Raw genomic sequence first — 15,250 nt, forward strand, 5'->3', positions numbered from 1 at the left:
TGGGGATCCGCCCGCAGCCCGAGCGCTGTCACTGTGGATAACTCCGACGGGCGGCGCTCGATCCTTGCGAGGATGCTCGGGTGATCCCGCCTCCCGTCCTCGTCGCCGAGCGCGTGCGGCAGCGACTCCGCTCTGGGGGCACGGATCCGACATCCGATCCCGCGGCGGCGCGCGCCATCGCGCTGGCGGAGGTCCGCAGGTTCAACGATCTGGCGCTCGCACGGGGCGCGGCGATGATCGACGACGAAGCCGCGTGCGTGCGCGACGTGCTCGCCTCGGTGAGCGGGTTCGGAGCGCTGCAGCCCTTTCTCGACGACCCGGAGATCGAGGAGATCTGGCTCAACGGTCCCGAGAGCATCCACGTCGCCCGCAGCGGAATCGCCGAACGCATCGAGCTGCGTCTCACCGACGCGGCCCTGCGCGATCTCGTCGAACGGATGCTGCAGTCGACCGGGCGCCGCGTCGACATCGGCCAGCCGTTCGTGGATGCGTCTCTTCCCGACGGATCCCGTCTGCATGTCGCGATCGCAGATGTCGTCCGCGGATCGTGGTCGGTCAACATCCGCAAGTTCCTGCCGCGCTTTCGCACCCTCGACGCGCTGGTCGAGAACGAGGCTCTGACTGCAGAGCTCGGCGACCTGCTGCGCGCGGCGATGCGTGCGGGCAAGAGTGTCGTCGTGTCGGGCGCCACCCATGCGGGCAAGACCACGTTCCTCGGTGCGCTGCTCGCCTCGTGCTCCGACCATCAGCGGATCATCACCGTCGAGGAGACATTCGAGCTCGCCGTGCAGGGTCCCGATGTCGTCTCCTTGCAGGGCCGTCAGGCGAGCCTCGAGGGAAAGGGCGAGATCACGCTGCGCAGGCTTGTGAAAGAGGCGCTGAGGATGCGGCCCGATCGCCTCGTGGTGGGTGAGGTCAGAGACGCGGAGGCGCTCGACCTCGTCCTCGCACTGAACACCGGTGTGCCGGGAGCAGCGACCGTGCACGCGAACTCCGCCGCCGAGGCGCTCGACAAGCTCACACTGCTGCCGCTCCTCGCCGGACGGAACATCGACCGATCGTTCATCGTGCCTGCACTCGCGGGAGCCGTCGATCTGGTCGTGCACTGCGTACGCGGCGACGACGGGGTCCGACGGGTGGAGGAGGTCATCGCGCCCACCGGCGAGGTGATCGACGGTCGGATCGTCGCGAGAGAGGTCTACACCCGTGGCGGGCCCGCTGTCGCTGCCGGGACGGCATGGCGACGCGGCGAGCTGATGAGGGTCGGAGACACCCCATGACGGTGCTGCTCGGAGCGATGCTCGCCGCCGGCGTGCTGTTGTGCACGTCGCCATGGCTGTGGCCTCCACGTCCGGAAAAAGAGAAGGTCAGACGCCGCGGCCATCTTTCTCGGTTGCTCGAAGAGGGTGGTCTCGCCGCCGTCAGCCCGCGCACACTTCTGTCGGTGATGGCGACGGTCGCGCTCGCCGCAGCGTCCCTCGTGTGGCTCCTCACGGCGATTCCCCTCCTGGCCGGGTTGGCAGGCGCGGCTGCAGCGGTGGCACCGATCGTGTTCGTACGATCGCGGCGGATGCGGCTGCGCAAACAGCGGCGACAACTCTGGCCCGACGTCTGCGATCTCCTGATCGCCTCCATCCGCGTGGGACTGTCGCTGCCTGATGCCGTCGCGAGCCTGGCCGAGTCGTCGCCGTCGATGATCCGGCCCGCCTTCATCGTGTTCGCCAGGGATCTGCGCGCCACCGGTCGATTCGAGACGAGCCTCGATCGACTGAAGTCCGCGCTGGCCGATCCCATCGCCGACCGGATCATCGAGACGCTGCGCATGGCAAGACAGGTCGGGGGAACCGAGCTCACCGGCGTGCTGCGCGCGCTGTCGTCGTCGGTTCGCGCAGACGCTGTGCTGCGCGGCGAGGTCGAGGCCCGGCAGTCATGGATCCGCGGCGCGGCCGTGCTCGGCGCCGTGGCGCCCTGGGTGATCCTCTGTCTGCTGGTGCTGCGCCCCGAGGGCGCTGCTGCCTACGGCACCGCGGAGGGGATGCTGGTGATCTTCCTCGGTGCTGCCGTGTCGGTGACCGCGTACCGCATCATGATCCACATCGGTCGTCTGCCCGAGCCGGGGAGGTGGTTCGGGTGAACCCGGTCTCCGCGGTCGCGATCGCGATTCTCGGCGGCGTCGCGCTCGGGTCGGGCGTGCTCTGCCTCCTCGCCGCCATGCCGCACTGGTCAGCATCGCCCCTCTCACAGCGGATCGCCTCGTACGTGCGAGACGTGGTCTCCGATGACGACCTGCCTGACGGTGCACTCCCGCGAGTCGGAGTGCTCTCGGCGGGCGACCGGACGGTGTGGCTGCGATCGCGGGCGATCTTCGAGCGCCTTCTCGGCGGGGGAGAAACTCTGCGTCGCAGGATCGAGCAGGCCGGGCTCCCCCTGGAACAGGGCGCCTTCCTCGGGCGTCAGCTCGGCTGGGTGCTGGCAGGCGTCGTGACCGGTGCGATCGCCGTCATCGGCCTCGCCCTCGCGGGCCGCATGAGTCCGCCGATCGCGCTGCTGCCCGGCATTCTGGGAGCCGCCGGGGGATTCGGGTACGACATGCAGCTCACGGCACGAGTCTCGTCTCGTCGAGCTCGACTGACCGACGAGCTGCCGACGACCCTCGAGTTCCTCGCTCTGTGCCTGTCGGCAGGGGAGGGGTTGCTCGACTCCCTGCGCCGGGTGGCCGCGGTCGGATCCGGAGAGCTCACCGGCGAGTTCCGCCGTGTGGTTCTCGCCGTGGGCACAGGTTCACCGCTCGCCGACGCCCTCACCGAGATGGCCGTGCGGCTGCAGCTTCCAGGACTCTCACGCGCCATCGACCAGGTGATCGCCGCTCTCGAGCACGGTGCCCCGCTCTCGGCCGTCCTGCACGCGCAGGCCGGCGACGCGCGCGAGGATGCCAAGCGTGTCCTCATCGAACAGGCCGGACGCAAGGAGATCCTGATGCTCCTCCCCTGCATAATGGTGAAAAGGTACCTTGCTCGGGCCGCAGCGCTGCCGGTGACCCTCGGGCGGGGGTCGGTGCGAGCGGCTCTGAGCGTCGTCTGAGCGGTCTAGCTGCTCCCGGCTGCCCAAGCGGTACCCGGCAGGCATCCCACCCCCGCAGCGGGGCGCTTACGGGCATGGCCGAGCAACATCCCTTCTGACCTGGGGTTTTCTTGGGCGCTGGTCCCCGCTGGGCGCGGGAGTGCATACTAGTACCCATGCAGCCGGTTGTCAACGCCACGTGTCGAGGCACCGCCCATCGTGGGCACCCCGAGCGTACCGTTGCGCAGTTCCGTGACAACGACGGATGGGCGCGGGTCTACCCTCGGGGTAGTCGGGGGCAGCATGATCCGATCATCTGGGAGCCAACCGGCGAGCTCCGGTCGCTCCACGTCATCCATTGCCCGACGTGCGGTCGCACGTTCCCGCCGATCACGCCGGAACGCTTGTATCCTCTTCTTGATTGGGCGCGCGAGCACGGCAAGAACGTTCCGCTCGGCTGACGCCCCCCAAGACCTACAACTGAATACGCAGTCCTCAATCCACTCGCGAAGTGGATGGGTGCTTATTTCGGGAACCTCACGATAGGTGTCCCTCATCTAGCGCGCTCTGCGCTAAGCACCAGAGGAACTGCCCATCATGGAGTTCGAAACTCCCAACCCGTTTCAGGCAGGTGGTCGTCTCACAGTCGCTCGGCGTAGCGGCGACCCCGAACAGATCGCCGCTGCTGAGGCCAACGTCGCAGAAGCGAAGATCGCTGCCTATGTCAAGCGCACGCTTGCCGCTGCTCCACCACTCACCGCAGCCCAGGTCAAGCGCCTGTCGGGGCTGCTGCGTACGGGGGGGCAGTGATGACCCGCCTCTTGCGCGTGCCCAAGCCGCGCACCGGCTACCCCTCGAAGGCGAAGCTGTCGGACTCCGAAATGACGAGCGCGCTCCGTGTCGGCCCGCTCCTCAAGTGGTTCTTTCCCTTCGCAGTGTTGGGGGAGGTGCGCACCGCCCAGCCGAACCGGATGCCGTATGGACTCGTCCACTTGTACTTCGACGCTGATGGCAACTCCCAGCGCGCCGTCCAGACCTTCTACTCGGAAGAGGACGCACGGTGGGCTGTGTCGTGGTTGTACCGCACCCATGAGGACGACTGCCAGTGTGCCGCCATCTTCTTTTGGACGCCGGCGACGGTCAACTACGGACCGGAGACCGGCTCATGAGCAACCTCGATATCGCGCTCAGCCTGGTCCGCGCAGGGTTCTACGTGTTCCCACTCACGCCCAGCGGCAAGTTCCTGCAGGGGTTCAGCTGGGACACGGGCGCATCACGTTCCCCGAAGGAGGTCCGCGCGTGGTGGGCCAAGGAAGCGCGTCAGCGTATCGGCATCCACTGTGGGCGGAGCGGCATCGTCGCTGTGGACCTTGACCGGAAGCACGGCAAGGACGGTTTCAAGAGTCTGAAGGCTGCGGGCCTCGACCTGCCGCGCACGTTCCATTACACGAGCCGCAGCGGTAACGGCGAGCACCACATCTACCGCGCACCGGAGGGCGAACAGCTCACCATCGACCGCGACCTGAACGGTATGCCTGGTGTGGACATTCGCAGCGGCATCGGGATGATCGCGTACGCCGGTACGAAGCTGACCAGGAAGCCCCGGCTGGCCCCGGCTCCCGAGTGGGCACTTGTCCACAAGAAGGATGGCTGGGACTACGATGCGGCCGATCTGGAGGCGTGGCTCGATGCCGAGGGCACCGCCACCGACCCGAAGCAGAAGGCGAAGGCTGCCAAGGCGCGCCGCATAGCGACCATCTTCCCCGAGGACGGCATCGCCGAGCCGCAGTTGCTTGGTTATGTCACCCCGCTGGTGTCGGGCCTGATGTGGGGCAGCGGTCGTCGAGAGTCGTACGAGGCTGCGCGGGCGCGGTACACGAATGACTACCCCGACCCGAAGTACCTGATCGCGTTCGACCGGGCGTGGGCCAAGGCGATCACACGGGTTGAGGCGGACCAGCAGAAGTCAAACTCACCCGCCGCGCAGCCGAGGTCGAAGGCGAAGCGCGCGGGAGAGAGCACCGGCCGGAAGCTGATTCTGGTTGACCTCGACGACGTCGAAGAAGAGCCCGTCTACTGGGCGCTGCAGGACGTGTTCCCGCTGGGCACGTTGTCGATCATGTCGGGCTTGGGTGACGTAGGTAAGAGCACGCTGCTGGCGACGTGGGCGAAGCAGATCATGGAGGGATCCGCTGAGGGCGACCTCGACGGGCCGACCGCGATCCTGACCGCCGTAGGTGAGGACGACCTGGGCCGCGTGCTCAAACCGCGTATGCGGGCGGCAGGGTACGACTCCTCGACGCGAAGGTTCCGTGTCATCACGATCACGAGCCAGGGGCACGCCACGTCCTTGCAGATTCAGGAGGACCTAGACGATATCCGGCAGGCCGTGATCGACACCGAGGCACGCGTACTGATCCTTGACCCCGTCATCTCGTATGTAGCGGGCGACCCGAACAAGCCTAAGGACGTGCGAGAGGCTATGGACCCCGTCCGCGACCTGGCCACTGAGCTCAACATCGCTGTCATCTGCATCCTTCACCACAAGAAGGGGCAGGGCACCGCAGCCGAGAAGCTGTCCGGAGCGCACGCCTGGCGCGACATCGCACGGTCGCACATCTTCGTGGTCAAGGACGAGGAAACCGGCATGCGGTACGCCACCGTCGAGAAAGGCAATTACACCGGGGCGCGCCTGTCGTTCTCCTTCGAGACGGAGGAGGTGGTGTACCCGAACCCCAAGGGCCGGGGGAAGCCAATCAAGACCGCCCGCGTGATCAACCTGCAGCAGTCCACGACTACCGCGCACGACGTCATGGCCAAGCAGACGGGGATGGTCAGCACGAACAGTGAGCTGCGGCAGGCCATTGTTCACTACATCGACAGCCAGCGCGTGTCGCTGTCGCCGTCCGAGGTAGCCGAGGCCCTGGGCGAAGACGTGCGGAAGGTGAACGTGTACCTCGACCGCGCGTGGAAGTCCGGGCAGATCAAGAAGGCGGCGCGGGGCGCGTATCACTCGCTCGCTGGTGTAGACATCCGCGCCGAGCGGGCCAAGAAGGGGGAGAAATGATGCCCTGCCGCACCGCAGCCGCAAACCTAACACCGGCTTCTACACACCCGTGGGGCGTTATGTGTGTTGGTTTGGCCCCTCGCGAAAGTAACACTCCTAACACACCTAACGCTGTAGCCCCCTACGCGCGAGGCGTTAGGTTCCCTGCCGTCCGGGACAAGGTCTCACACCTGTGTGGACATGTCACACGCTGCGCAGGAGGACACGGATGAGCCCCGATGAAGCGTACGCGCCGCTCGCAGCTGCGCTCGAGGATTACGTGCCGCCGTGCAACGGCTGGGACATGTTCACGTCGGACTGGTTGACGGATGAGGACCGGGAGCAGTGTTCATCAATCTGTGCGGGGTGTCCCATCGCTGATCTGTGTCGCACATACGCCACCGCAGCCAAGGTCGACTCCGGGTTCTGGGCCGGAAATGACCACAGCCCCAAGCGCAGGCGGGCGAAGGGGGCCAGCTGATGTACGACCACTGTCACATCGCCGACGGCTGTGGGGGCTGATGAAGTCTGCGTCGCCCTCTGCCCACGGCAGTCACGAACTACCGACGCCGGGGCGGTTTCCCTGGCACCCATCCAACAGAAGGAAGAAGCATCATGAGCAAGTCAACCGCTGCATCCGTCGAGTCCGCCCTGCCCACCGCCCTCGCTGGCTTCAAGGACCGGGCCGCTGCCGTCAAGGAAGCGCACCGCGTTGCCCGCAAGGCGATTCAGGACGACAAGATGACCAGCGACCTGGCCAAGCGCGGCAAGCTGGACGGCCTCAATGTGGGCACTCGGGCGAAGCTTGACGCCATCAAGGCTGAGCAGGAGTCGTACGTCAGCGGCCTGCGCAGCAAGATCGAGAAGGAGTTGCGGGGGAACCAGCCTTCAGACGCCAGCAGCGTGCTGCTCCGCCGTGACGCCGCCGACCGCGCCCGCAAGCTCACCGACAAGAATGAGGCGTTGGAGGTGCTGCAGGACGCTATCGCCAACGGTGATGCCGAGATGGCTCACGCAATCGGTACCCGTGCCCGGAACTTCACCTGGCTCGATGTGTCGGACGTGTACCAGGCTGCACACCCGGACACGGCGGACTCGGCGGCTGCGCTCTCGTACGTCGAGGCGAACACAAGCGGGGTCGCCTACAACCTGTCCAACCAGATGACGTACGCGGCACCCAACGTCTGAGTCATGACTGGGCGGGGTTGTTTGACTCCTTTCGCCCGCCCACGCTCGGTGTGCATGCCGAGCACGCAGAGGCTCCCTGGTACATGCTGGGGGGCCTCTGGCGTACCCGGGGGGCTGGGCATGGGCGTTGGGTCCGTCAGAGGGCGCACAGAAGCGCTCGCCGACGGGTGCGCAGCGGCACACTGGCCCGCGCTGGTCGCGTGGATTCGGCACATTGCAGAGTGTCAAGCGGCAAGTTCGAACATTGTGTTTACTGAAGGGTCCCCTTGTGGCTAAAGTTCACACATTCGAACAAAGTTTCGAAAGACTGGGATGACTGCATGAACGCCGCGCAACGCCGTCACTATGACGCCATTCAGCAGATCGCCCGCGTCGAGTGGCCGGTCAACGAGCAGAGACCCAAGGGCGATGGCGACGAGCTCAAGACGGCGCAGGAAAGCAAGCGATGACCACCATGATCGGCTATCTACGGGTGTCCACTGAGGAGCAAGCGAATAGCGGCCTGGGGCTTGACGCCCAACGGGAGTCCATCGAGCGCTATGCCGACGCGCACGGGTGGGCCGTCGCCTGGTACGTCGATGAGGGGCTGTCGGCTAAGTCGCTGGCCCGCCCGCAGCTACAGGCCGCGCTCACGCGTCTGCACGTGCTACCGAAGCGCCGCGACGTTGACGGCATCGTGGTGGCAAAGCTCGACCGTCTGAGCCGTAGCGTGCACGACTTCTCGGGCATCCTCAAACTTGCCAACGCGCGCAAGTGGGCCGTGGTAGCCATCGACCTCGGTGTGGACACCAGCACTCCCACCGGCAAGCTCGTGGCCAACGTGATGATGTCGGTTGCCGAGTGGGAGCGCGAGGTCATCGGGGAGCGCACTTCCGCCGCCATGCAAGCTGCCAAGCGTCAGGGAAAGCACATGGGCCGGGTATCAGCTCTGCCGCAGAGCACGGGGGACCGCCTGCTCGCCCTTCGCGCCACGCACACGCTCGCAAAAACCGCTTCGCAGCTCAACGCCGAAGGGCTCACCACCGCGACCAGCAAATCGTGGTCCGCGAATTGCGTTGCGAAGGTCGAGATGCGCCTTAGAGACCGTCGTCGTGTGGATAGCGCCAGCTTGCAGACGGGAGGCTGACGCCTCCCGCACCGCGTACGAAAGTATCCTCTCCCAGCACCCAGTGATTCAGATTGTTCAGTGTGTCCGGATACAGCTTCAACCCTGTCCCGCCGATGTGGCCACGCCAATTGACGCACATCATGGGTTTGATAAGAGGGAGCAGATCGAGCCCATGCTGGACCCCCGCCACAGCGGCGGTGGTACTCCCCGCGATTAGGTCAGCGAGTTGAATATGCGGATGGAGGTGGGAGGGAGCCGTGAGAATCTGGGTGACGATCGCGTTGGGCTTTACATATTCCGTCCCTAGCCGGACCATCTCCGCGCGTCCCGTGAGCCAGTCCGCTTCGTCGCGGTGGTTGCCGCCGGGCTTGTCGAACACAATAAGGCCGCGTTCGCCGGCGTTCTCAAGCTGCGCCGAGACGCGCTCAAACATGAACGTGATGACGGCGTCCTCGGGCCCCTCACCGCCTGCAGTTGACACCCCTCCGTCGAGGTCCCAGATCACGACGATAACCCGCGCCTTATGCGCCTGAGCTAGTTCCAAGACACGAATACGCATGGGGGTCTGTTTAGCTTTTCGCTCGTCTGACTGACCCCACCAGTTGGTGCGCTGGGAGTTCGCCCACTTGAGCTCGACATCGTAGGGCACCTCGAACTCGTCGTATAGCGCGCGAAACGCCTGCGCGAAGGGCTGGACCTGATCCTCATCGAAGATGGCCGCGCCGAGGGCGACCAATTGGCCCATGCCGCGGCGACGACCGCGTTGTTTTGTGTCGTCAACGTAAGCGATTCGCATCGTGGTCTACCGCCTACGTCTCGGGCGGTTCGTGGCTCCGTCCGGGAGTTGAGACAGGCGCGGGAAATGTCCGGACGCGGCCTGTCCGAAACGCTCCGCCCAGAAGTCAACGAACCGGTCCAGGTCTCCGATGTCGAGAGGAATAACGCCGTACGCCAGGCCAAGGCCGCCGAAGACCCCGTCGAGAGCCCCGAGCCCTTCGCCGGGCTGGGCCGCGCGTGGCTCGTTCTCGAAGTCAGGGCCGAAGCCCTGCATGAAGCCCAATTCGTACCAAGAATACGAGCGCTCGGCTTCGAAGTCGGCGAAGTAGAAGGAGTGGGAACGAGAACGGGTGCGACGAATGTCATCAAGTCGGATGTGCCCGTACGCGATGACATCGAACGGCGACGACTCGCTGCCAGAGAAGTCCGATACGCCAGTGATGACCAGGCGGGCATCGCCGAGCGTCAGCGTCACACCTCCGTCTCGCGAGCGCGACACCGCCGTCGAAGGGGCGCTGTCGGCGATAAATTCGACTAGCTCCTCGATGAGCGCCGCATAGCCGCTACGGCAACTCTGCGCGAGGGCTTCCCTTCGCTCGCGTTCCGTACGGGCGGCCTCTGCAGCCGCCTGTTCCGTGGCAGCGGCTTGAAGAACCGCCGACTGCGCAGCCGCGAGCGCGCTGCCGCCGCGTGTTGCAGCCTCTACCCCCGCACGTTGGAGTCGGTCGATGAGGTTTCCGGCTGCGGGACGAGCTCCGGGCGCTTTGCTCAGACACTCGCCCACGATCCAGGCCAGCTTCCGACCGCCGGGCAGGAGGTCAGGCACGACGTTCAGATGTTGAGCGCGCAAGGCATCAAGCTGCCCGTTGAATGGACGTTGCCCTGCGAGCAGTTCGTGCGCAATGACGCCGAACGCATATACATCCGTCGCCGCCGTCGCGTGCTCGTATCGCCACTGCTCTGGGGCGGCATACTCGGGCGTGAATGAGAACTTGCTTGTGTCGCCGGCAGTTACCGCTTCCGCGTAGCGTGCGATTCCAAAGTCACACAGCGCCCAAGATCCGTCGAGAAAGAGGACGTTCTCCGGTTTAATATCGCGATGAACGACGAAGGGCGCGATGACATTCAGTGCCTCAGCCAGATCGGTGAGTATGGCGATCGCTTCGCCTGCGCCGACGCCCGCGTTCATCTTCTGCCGAAGCGAGTACTCCGCTCGCGGCATATACAGAATGAACGAATCGGTCGTCTCTTCGATCTGCAAAATTGGGACGACATGCGGTGAGCTGGGCGCGTCCTGCGCGATGAGCTGCTCGCGCGTCGTGCCTTTCGCCTTGGGTACGACCTTAGCCGCGAGTTGATCCGAGTCGGGTCCGTACGCCGCATATACCTTGCCAAACGTGCCACTGCCAAGCGGTTTGCCGGAATCCCATCCCCACGTAGTCATGGGAAGAATATAGCGGACCGGCTCGAGCTACATCGCCTAGCGCCGCTCGACACTTGAGGTCCGGTTAGTGATCGGGGAGTGTGTAGCGCAGGTGGGTCGGACGAAGCGCCCTCTCGCTAGGTATCCAGTCCGACCATAGTCGCGCTCTCCCTCCCGACGTCACTACAAGCCCGTCCGCATCGTGGGACGCGCTAATCCCGTCGACCACGAAGAGGTCAGTCGGCTGGTAGGCCCGGGCATGGACGACTTCGCCTTGCGTGAGCTGCACATTTTCCAGCTCATCGCCCACCGAACCTTTGACCTCGACGTGGCGCTCTACACCGTTCAGCATCACACGCAGGTCGTAGGGCTTGCCCAGCTCCTCGATGCTCGTTGCACCGGCAGCTCGGTAGTGCTCAATGGCCAAGCGCACAGCGTGGCCCTCAAGCGCAGAGCGCTTTTCCGCGTCCCGAAGGTACCCCTGCCCACGTCCCGCACGAGCAGTTCTCCTACGGTCGTTCGGCGACTCTGGGGCCTCGGTCGGCGTGAACTCAAAGAACAACGCCACGAGAGCGGCCGGGAACTTTGTGAGATAGCCCTGTTGAGCGCGTAGTTCACGACCACCGTAGTTCTGGAATGGCGCATAGATCGGCTTGCCGTAGGTGCGGGCGAGGCCGTCAACGACCTCGAGTACCTCGGCTCGACGCGCATTAAGAGCCGATCTGGTGATGGGCTGGGCCAGCTCGGTGTATCCGGTGAGTGGCATGTTCCACGTTGGCCCCACTCTAGGTACGCCACGTTTCCGTCCTCGGGTACCGCGCGCTTGCCACGACCAAAGCATGGTTTCGAGTGGACCTGTGGCCTCAGACCAACCAAGGATGCCCTGTTCGCCTGAGGGCGTCTTGTGCCAGTGGAACACCCGGTCGCCGGGTTGTACGTAGGAGGTCAACTCGTAGGACCACGAGGGGTTCCCATCCCCACCCGTTTTCGGCGCGCGCAGGTACTCGCCCAACCCGACCGGCTCCTGCCGAATCTCCATCCAGAAGATCTCGTCGGGGTCCGCGCCCCACCAGTTGTTAATTACCATGAGTCGACTCTGGCAGACCTCGGCTTGCCCGAAGGGGGCCCTTTAGGCGCACTTATGCAGGCGCTCATCCTGGGCGGCGGCCCCGTCGAAGGCGCGCCGTCGAAGCGATGTCGGTGACGGCCGATAGCATGACTGCCGGGAGGCAAGGATGCTGCGGTCAGATTTCGATAGTCACGCGCTATGGGGTGTACTCGACAGGATCGACGATCAGCTCACTGAGATCGTTGACGAGCATCAGCCTGCTGAAATGCCGTTCATCGAACGCATCAAGGCACAGATGGCGTATGTGCGTAGCTTCGACGTCGTCGCCTCGACACGTGCAGCCTTCTTCCATCCCCAGATGCTCGCCCCAGTGCAGACGGTATGGGAATCTGTCGAGAACTCGTTGTCAACCCGTGTCGGCAGTGGGGTTGACTACACAAACTATCTTCATCAGGCTGCGGATCAAGCGGAAACGGGCCTGCTGCAAATGGCCGCGTGGCCACGTCCCTATGGCAGGGGCGGCGAGGTCAACCAGATGAACACTCTCTTCGAGCAGTTGCTCGAGGCTCAGCGCATCAGTATCGATGCACTCAACACCGAGCACGAGAAGCTGCGGAACGAGATCACTGATTACGACGCGCGAGTTGAGGCGAAGCGCGACGAAGTTAGCGCGGAACTGCTGGAGGCTCATGCCAAGCTCGAATCCTTGCAAGCAACTATCGAAGAGCAGAAGAGCGAGCTCACGGTCGCAGTGGCTGGAGCTAAGTCGGCAGTCGAGGCCCTCGACGAGAAGAACTCCGCGGCCTATAAAGAGTGGCGCAGCGCTCGCGAAGCCGCCTTCAACGAGGACTTCCAGCCGCTGAGGGATAGCGCCGCCGAGCGTCTCGATGCTGCTGAGGCAGAGTACGCGGAGTTGATCGGCGCCAAAGAGAAGTACACGAAACTAGTCAGCGCGATCGCCGCTGACGAAGTTGCGTCGCAGTTCGAGTCGGAAGCGGACTGGGGGCGTCGTGTCGGAAACCGCTTCTACCTTCTCGGCTTTGCCCTCCTGCTCGTTGCGACAGTGCCGCTCATCTGGTTGATCTTCGACGGCACCAAGTCCGACGACGGCACCGTGGACTGGACCGCGATCATTACTCGGGCAGCTATAGGCATCTTGGCTGGCTCCGCGGCAACCGTGGCGATCAGACTTGGAAGCCGGTTGATCAACAACGCCAACGCCATCAAACGGATGGAACTAGAGCTACGCGCGATCGGTCCGTTCCTTGCGAATGTGTCCGAGAAGCCCAAGGTGGACGATGCCTTTATCGAGCTGGTGGGTAAGGCATTCGGCAACACTTACGCTGAAACGACGTCCACCGGTGGTAAAGATTCGACGGACGACAAGACGTCAGTCACGACGTTGGCGCAGCTTCTCGAACTCATCGAAAAGGCGCGGAAGGTTCTGCCGCCGGGTCAGACTCCTTCTTGACTTGGTGCCGCTCCATGATGAAGCAGCGCTTGCCAGGACACTAGTCCAAGGGCGCAACGCGCGGGTTCGAGGTAGGCGGAAGCTCCCACCCGTGCTTCTTATGGACGTCTTTCGTGAGGCCCGTGGCGTTCTCTCGCAACTTGGAAAGCGCCGCCTTGTCGTATCCCGTCCGGCGGAACAGGCGGAGGTTCTGGCTGAGAGCTTGCGCCCAACTCATGAACGGGTCGAGGTTGTCGAGGCGCTGGTCCACGCTGTCGCCAGGCTTCGCGGCAGCCATCACCTGCCGCGCGAGGGTGGCCCCCAGTACACGTTCAGCTTCCAGCCACGTGTCGAGGCCTTCCCAATCGGTGTACTCGTCGGCCAGCTCGATCCCGGCAATGCGCAGGTTCGCGAGCCGCTCGCCCACGGGCTCAGTGGTCGGATCGAACGCGACGAGCCGCTGCACCGCTTCCTGCAGAGCGGACCACAGCGCCGTGGTGACCGCCTTGCGGGACTCCTGCAGGGCTTCCTTAGAACGCTTGTTGGCCAGGGCCGTCCCAAGCCCAGCGATAAGGACAGCAATGACGGAGATGACAAACGCAGCGATGTCCACGAACTGATCTTGGCAGACCCCGGCTGTTAGCTCTTCCACGTGACACGCACGGTTGCAGGGTCGAACGCCTTGCCGCTGCCGCTGGGCAGGATGGTCACCGTCACGAGGGTATCCAGCACGGCGCGCTTGACGTCCATGCTGAGCCCGCCCCACACCTGGAGCGCGTTGGGGCCGATCAGCTCGGCGGGTACGGCAGGGGGCAGCGCAGCATCCAGGGCAGCCGCAGCCTGCACACGGTCAGCCCGCAGTCGCTCGGTGATGCGCGTCAGCTGCGCCGCGTCAATGTCACCCGTGGCGAACATGTCGGCAGCATTGGCCAGGCGGGCATCCAGCGCCTCTATGGTGTCGCGCGCCTCCTGAAGCGTAGCCGGGTCACCCTGGGTGAACAGCGCCGCAGCATCAGGCATCTGCAGACGCCCAATCAGCACTCGGTCAACGGCGTCATCGACGCTGTCTTGCTTGCGCCGCACCCGGTAGCACTCGCTGCACACGTAGCTCGGGGGCTGACGCTTCTCGTTGCCGTTGGCCTGGCGCGTCTTCCGGCCTACTGCGCGCACCATCACCCCGCCACACTCCACCGGCTTGCCGGGCTCATCCAGCGCGCCTGTGGAGCGACCGCAGCGGGCGATGCCACCCAGCAGGTACTTTGGCGTGCGGCCTGCGGGGCTGGTGCGGCGCAGCGGGTCAGTCAGCACGGCCTTCAGGCGCTCATGAGTGTCCTCGTCGATGACGCGCGGGGAGTCGGCAGGGGAGTGGCCTACCACCTGCCCTCTGTGGACAGTCAACCCGGCCAGGCTGGGCCGTAGCAATAGCTGCTTCAGGGTCGTGGTGTTCCAGCCTGCGCCTCGTCCCGGGGTCGGCACCTGCTGCGCGTCCAAGTCCTTGCACACGGCCCGCAGCGACTCACCGTCGAGCACGCGCTTCACGGCTGCCCGGATGGTGTCAGCCTCGGCGTCGTGCAGCACCACGGCGGATCCCTCGCGCCGATAGCCGTAGCCCACGCGGCCCTGATGGACTCCGCTGACGGCGCGCTGCACGTTGGCGGCTACCTGGCGTGTGGCCTTCTGCTCGCCCTCGTACTGGCTCCACGCGGCCACGGTGCGCGCCACTGCACGGCCTGCGGGTGTGGTCAGGTCTAGGGTGCCAGCGGTCACGGAATACACCGGCACGTTCAGTGTGATCACCCGCTCCAGGTCGCGGGTCAGGCGCAGTAGCCGGTCCTGATGCCAGGCGACGATGGCTGGGGGCTGGGCGTCCAGCATGGCCTCAAAGTCAGGGCGCACCTTGCCGCTCGTGGCGCTGATGTCGTTGTCAGAGTAGACCTTGACCACACGCAGCCCGAGCTTCTTCGCCAGGGCACGGCATTCCTTCTCCTGGCGGGCAACCCCCAGCCCCTCACCCGTGCGGTCAAGGCTGATGCGGGTGTAGATGACGCAATCCATGAAGGTACCTTAGCGCCATGCCAGCGCCGCTCGTGTTCCTGATCCTCCCGCTCTCCGTTCTCTTCGCCATCTAT

16 protein-coding genes are annotated in these 15,250 nt (G+C 64.9%); 11 read left to right on the top strand and 5 right to left on the bottom strand.

Annotated features, from left to right (window positions below):
• The first annotated feature begins 80 nt into the window (after positions 1 to 80).
• From RU09_RS00265 to RU09_RS00305, 10 genes are all read left to right on the top strand, one after another.
• Entirely contained in the window at positions 81 to 1,280 is a 1,200-nt protein-coding gene (locus RU09_RS00265; RefSeq protein WP_042536509.1) for a CpaF family protein, read from the top strand.
• A complete protein-coding gene (locus RU09_RS00270; RefSeq protein WP_042536510.1) occupies positions 1,277 to 2,134 on the top strand; it encodes a type II secretion system F family protein in 858 nt (285 codons plus the stop codon). Before RU09_RS00265 ends, RU09_RS00270 begins: the two co-directional genes overlap by 4 nt.
• Positions 2,131 to 3,081 (top strand): type II secretion system F family protein, encoded by a 951-nt coding sequence (locus tag RU09_RS00275; protein ID WP_042536511.1) that lies wholly within the window; start codon positions 2,131 to 2,133, stop codon positions 3,079 to 3,081. The genes RU09_RS00270 and RU09_RS00275 overlap by 4 nt, the downstream gene beginning before the upstream one ends.
• Positions 3,082 to 3,657: 576 nt before the next feature.
• The gene (locus RU09_RS00280; RefSeq protein ID WP_042536512.1) at positions 3,658 to 3,870 is read left to right on the top strand and encodes a hypothetical protein; all 213 of its coding nucleotides are present in this window, start codon (positions 3,658 to 3,660) and stop codon (positions 3,868 to 3,870) included.
• Positions 3,870 to 4,229, top strand: coding sequence for a hypothetical protein (locus RU09_RS00285; protein ID WP_156145846.1), 360 nt, complete (start codon positions 3,870 to 3,872; stop codon positions 4,227 to 4,229). Before RU09_RS00280 ends, RU09_RS00285 begins: the two co-directional genes overlap by 1 nt.
• On the top strand, positions 4,226 to 6,127 hold the full coding sequence (locus RU09_RS00290; protein ID WP_042536514.1) for a bifunctional DNA primase/polymerase: 1,902 nt from the start codon (positions 4,226 to 4,228) through the stop codon (positions 6,125 to 6,127). Before RU09_RS00285 ends, RU09_RS00290 begins: the two co-directional genes overlap by 4 nt.
• Before the next feature lie 283 nt (positions 6,128 to 6,410).
• A complete protein-coding gene (locus tag RU09_RS19055; RefSeq protein WP_442922271.1) occupies positions 6,411 to 6,587 on the top strand; it encodes a WhiB family transcriptional regulator in 177 nt (58 codons plus the stop codon).
• 134 nt (positions 6,588 to 6,721) lie between these two features.
• Complete coding sequence (locus RU09_RS00300) at positions 6,722 to 7,294, top strand: hypothetical protein (protein WP_042536516.1); 573 nt, start codon at positions 6,722 to 6,724, stop codon at positions 7,292 to 7,294.
• A gap of 320 nt (positions 7,295 to 7,614) precedes the next feature.
• Positions 7,615 to 7,743: a hypothetical protein gene (locus RU09_RS18985; RefSeq protein WP_269430278.1), complete on the top strand. Its 129-nt coding sequence runs from the start codon at positions 7,615 to 7,617 to the stop codon at positions 7,741 to 7,743.
• Entirely contained in the window at positions 7,740 to 8,420 is a 681-nt protein-coding gene (locus RU09_RS00305) for a recombinase family protein (RefSeq protein WP_042536517.1), read from the top strand. Before RU09_RS18985 ends, RU09_RS00305 begins: the two co-directional genes overlap by 4 nt.
• Here RU09_RS00305 and RU09_RS00310 read toward each other — a convergent pair.
• The 3 genes from RU09_RS00310 to RU09_RS17950 form a co-directional block, all read right to left on the bottom strand.
• On the bottom strand, positions 8,371 to 9,198 hold the full coding sequence (locus RU09_RS00310) for a DUF3800 domain-containing protein (RefSeq protein ID WP_082040971.1): 828 nt from the start codon (positions 9,196 to 9,198) through the stop codon (positions 8,371 to 8,373). The genes RU09_RS00305 and RU09_RS00310 overlap by 50 nt on opposite strands.
• Before the next feature lie 6 nt (positions 9,199 to 9,204).
• Positions 9,205 to 10,623: a serine/threonine-protein kinase gene (locus tag RU09_RS00315; protein WP_052492796.1), complete on the bottom strand. Its 1,419-nt coding sequence runs from the start codon at positions 10,621 to 10,623 to the stop codon at positions 9,205 to 9,207.
• A gap of 64 nt (positions 10,624 to 10,687) precedes the next feature.
• A complete protein-coding gene (locus RU09_RS17950) occupies positions 10,688 to 11,689 on the bottom strand; it encodes a protein NO VEIN domain-containing protein (RefSeq protein ID WP_052492797.1) in 1,002 nt (333 codons plus the stop codon).
• A gap of 148 nt (positions 11,690 to 11,837) precedes the next feature.
• Here RU09_RS17950 and RU09_RS00325 point away from each other — a divergent pair, with 148 nt between their 5' ends.
• A complete protein-coding gene (locus tag RU09_RS00325) occupies positions 11,838 to 13,142 on the top strand; it encodes a hypothetical protein (protein WP_042536519.1) in 1,305 nt (434 codons plus the stop codon).
• Between the two features lie 40 nt (positions 13,143 to 13,182).
• Here the strand turns inward: RU09_RS00325 and RU09_RS00330 are convergent, their stop codons facing one another.
• Together RU09_RS00330 and RU09_RS00335 are read right to left on the bottom strand one after the other, a co-directional pair.
• Entirely contained in the window at positions 13,183 to 13,734 is a 552-nt protein-coding gene (locus tag RU09_RS00330) for a hypothetical protein (RefSeq protein ID WP_042536520.1), read from the bottom strand.
• 26 nt (positions 13,735 to 13,760) lie between these two features.
• On the bottom strand, positions 13,761 to 15,176 hold the full coding sequence (locus RU09_RS00335) for a recombinase family protein (RefSeq protein ID WP_042536521.1): 1,416 nt from the start codon (positions 15,174 to 15,176) through the stop codon (positions 13,761 to 13,763).
• Positions 15,177 to 15,250: the final 74 nt, after the last annotated feature.

The sequence above is a fragment of the Microbacterium sp. MEJ108Y genome (genome assembly GCF_000834175.1).
GTDB lineage: Bacteria > Actinomycetota > Actinomycetes > Actinomycetales > Microbacteriaceae > Microbacterium > Microbacterium forte.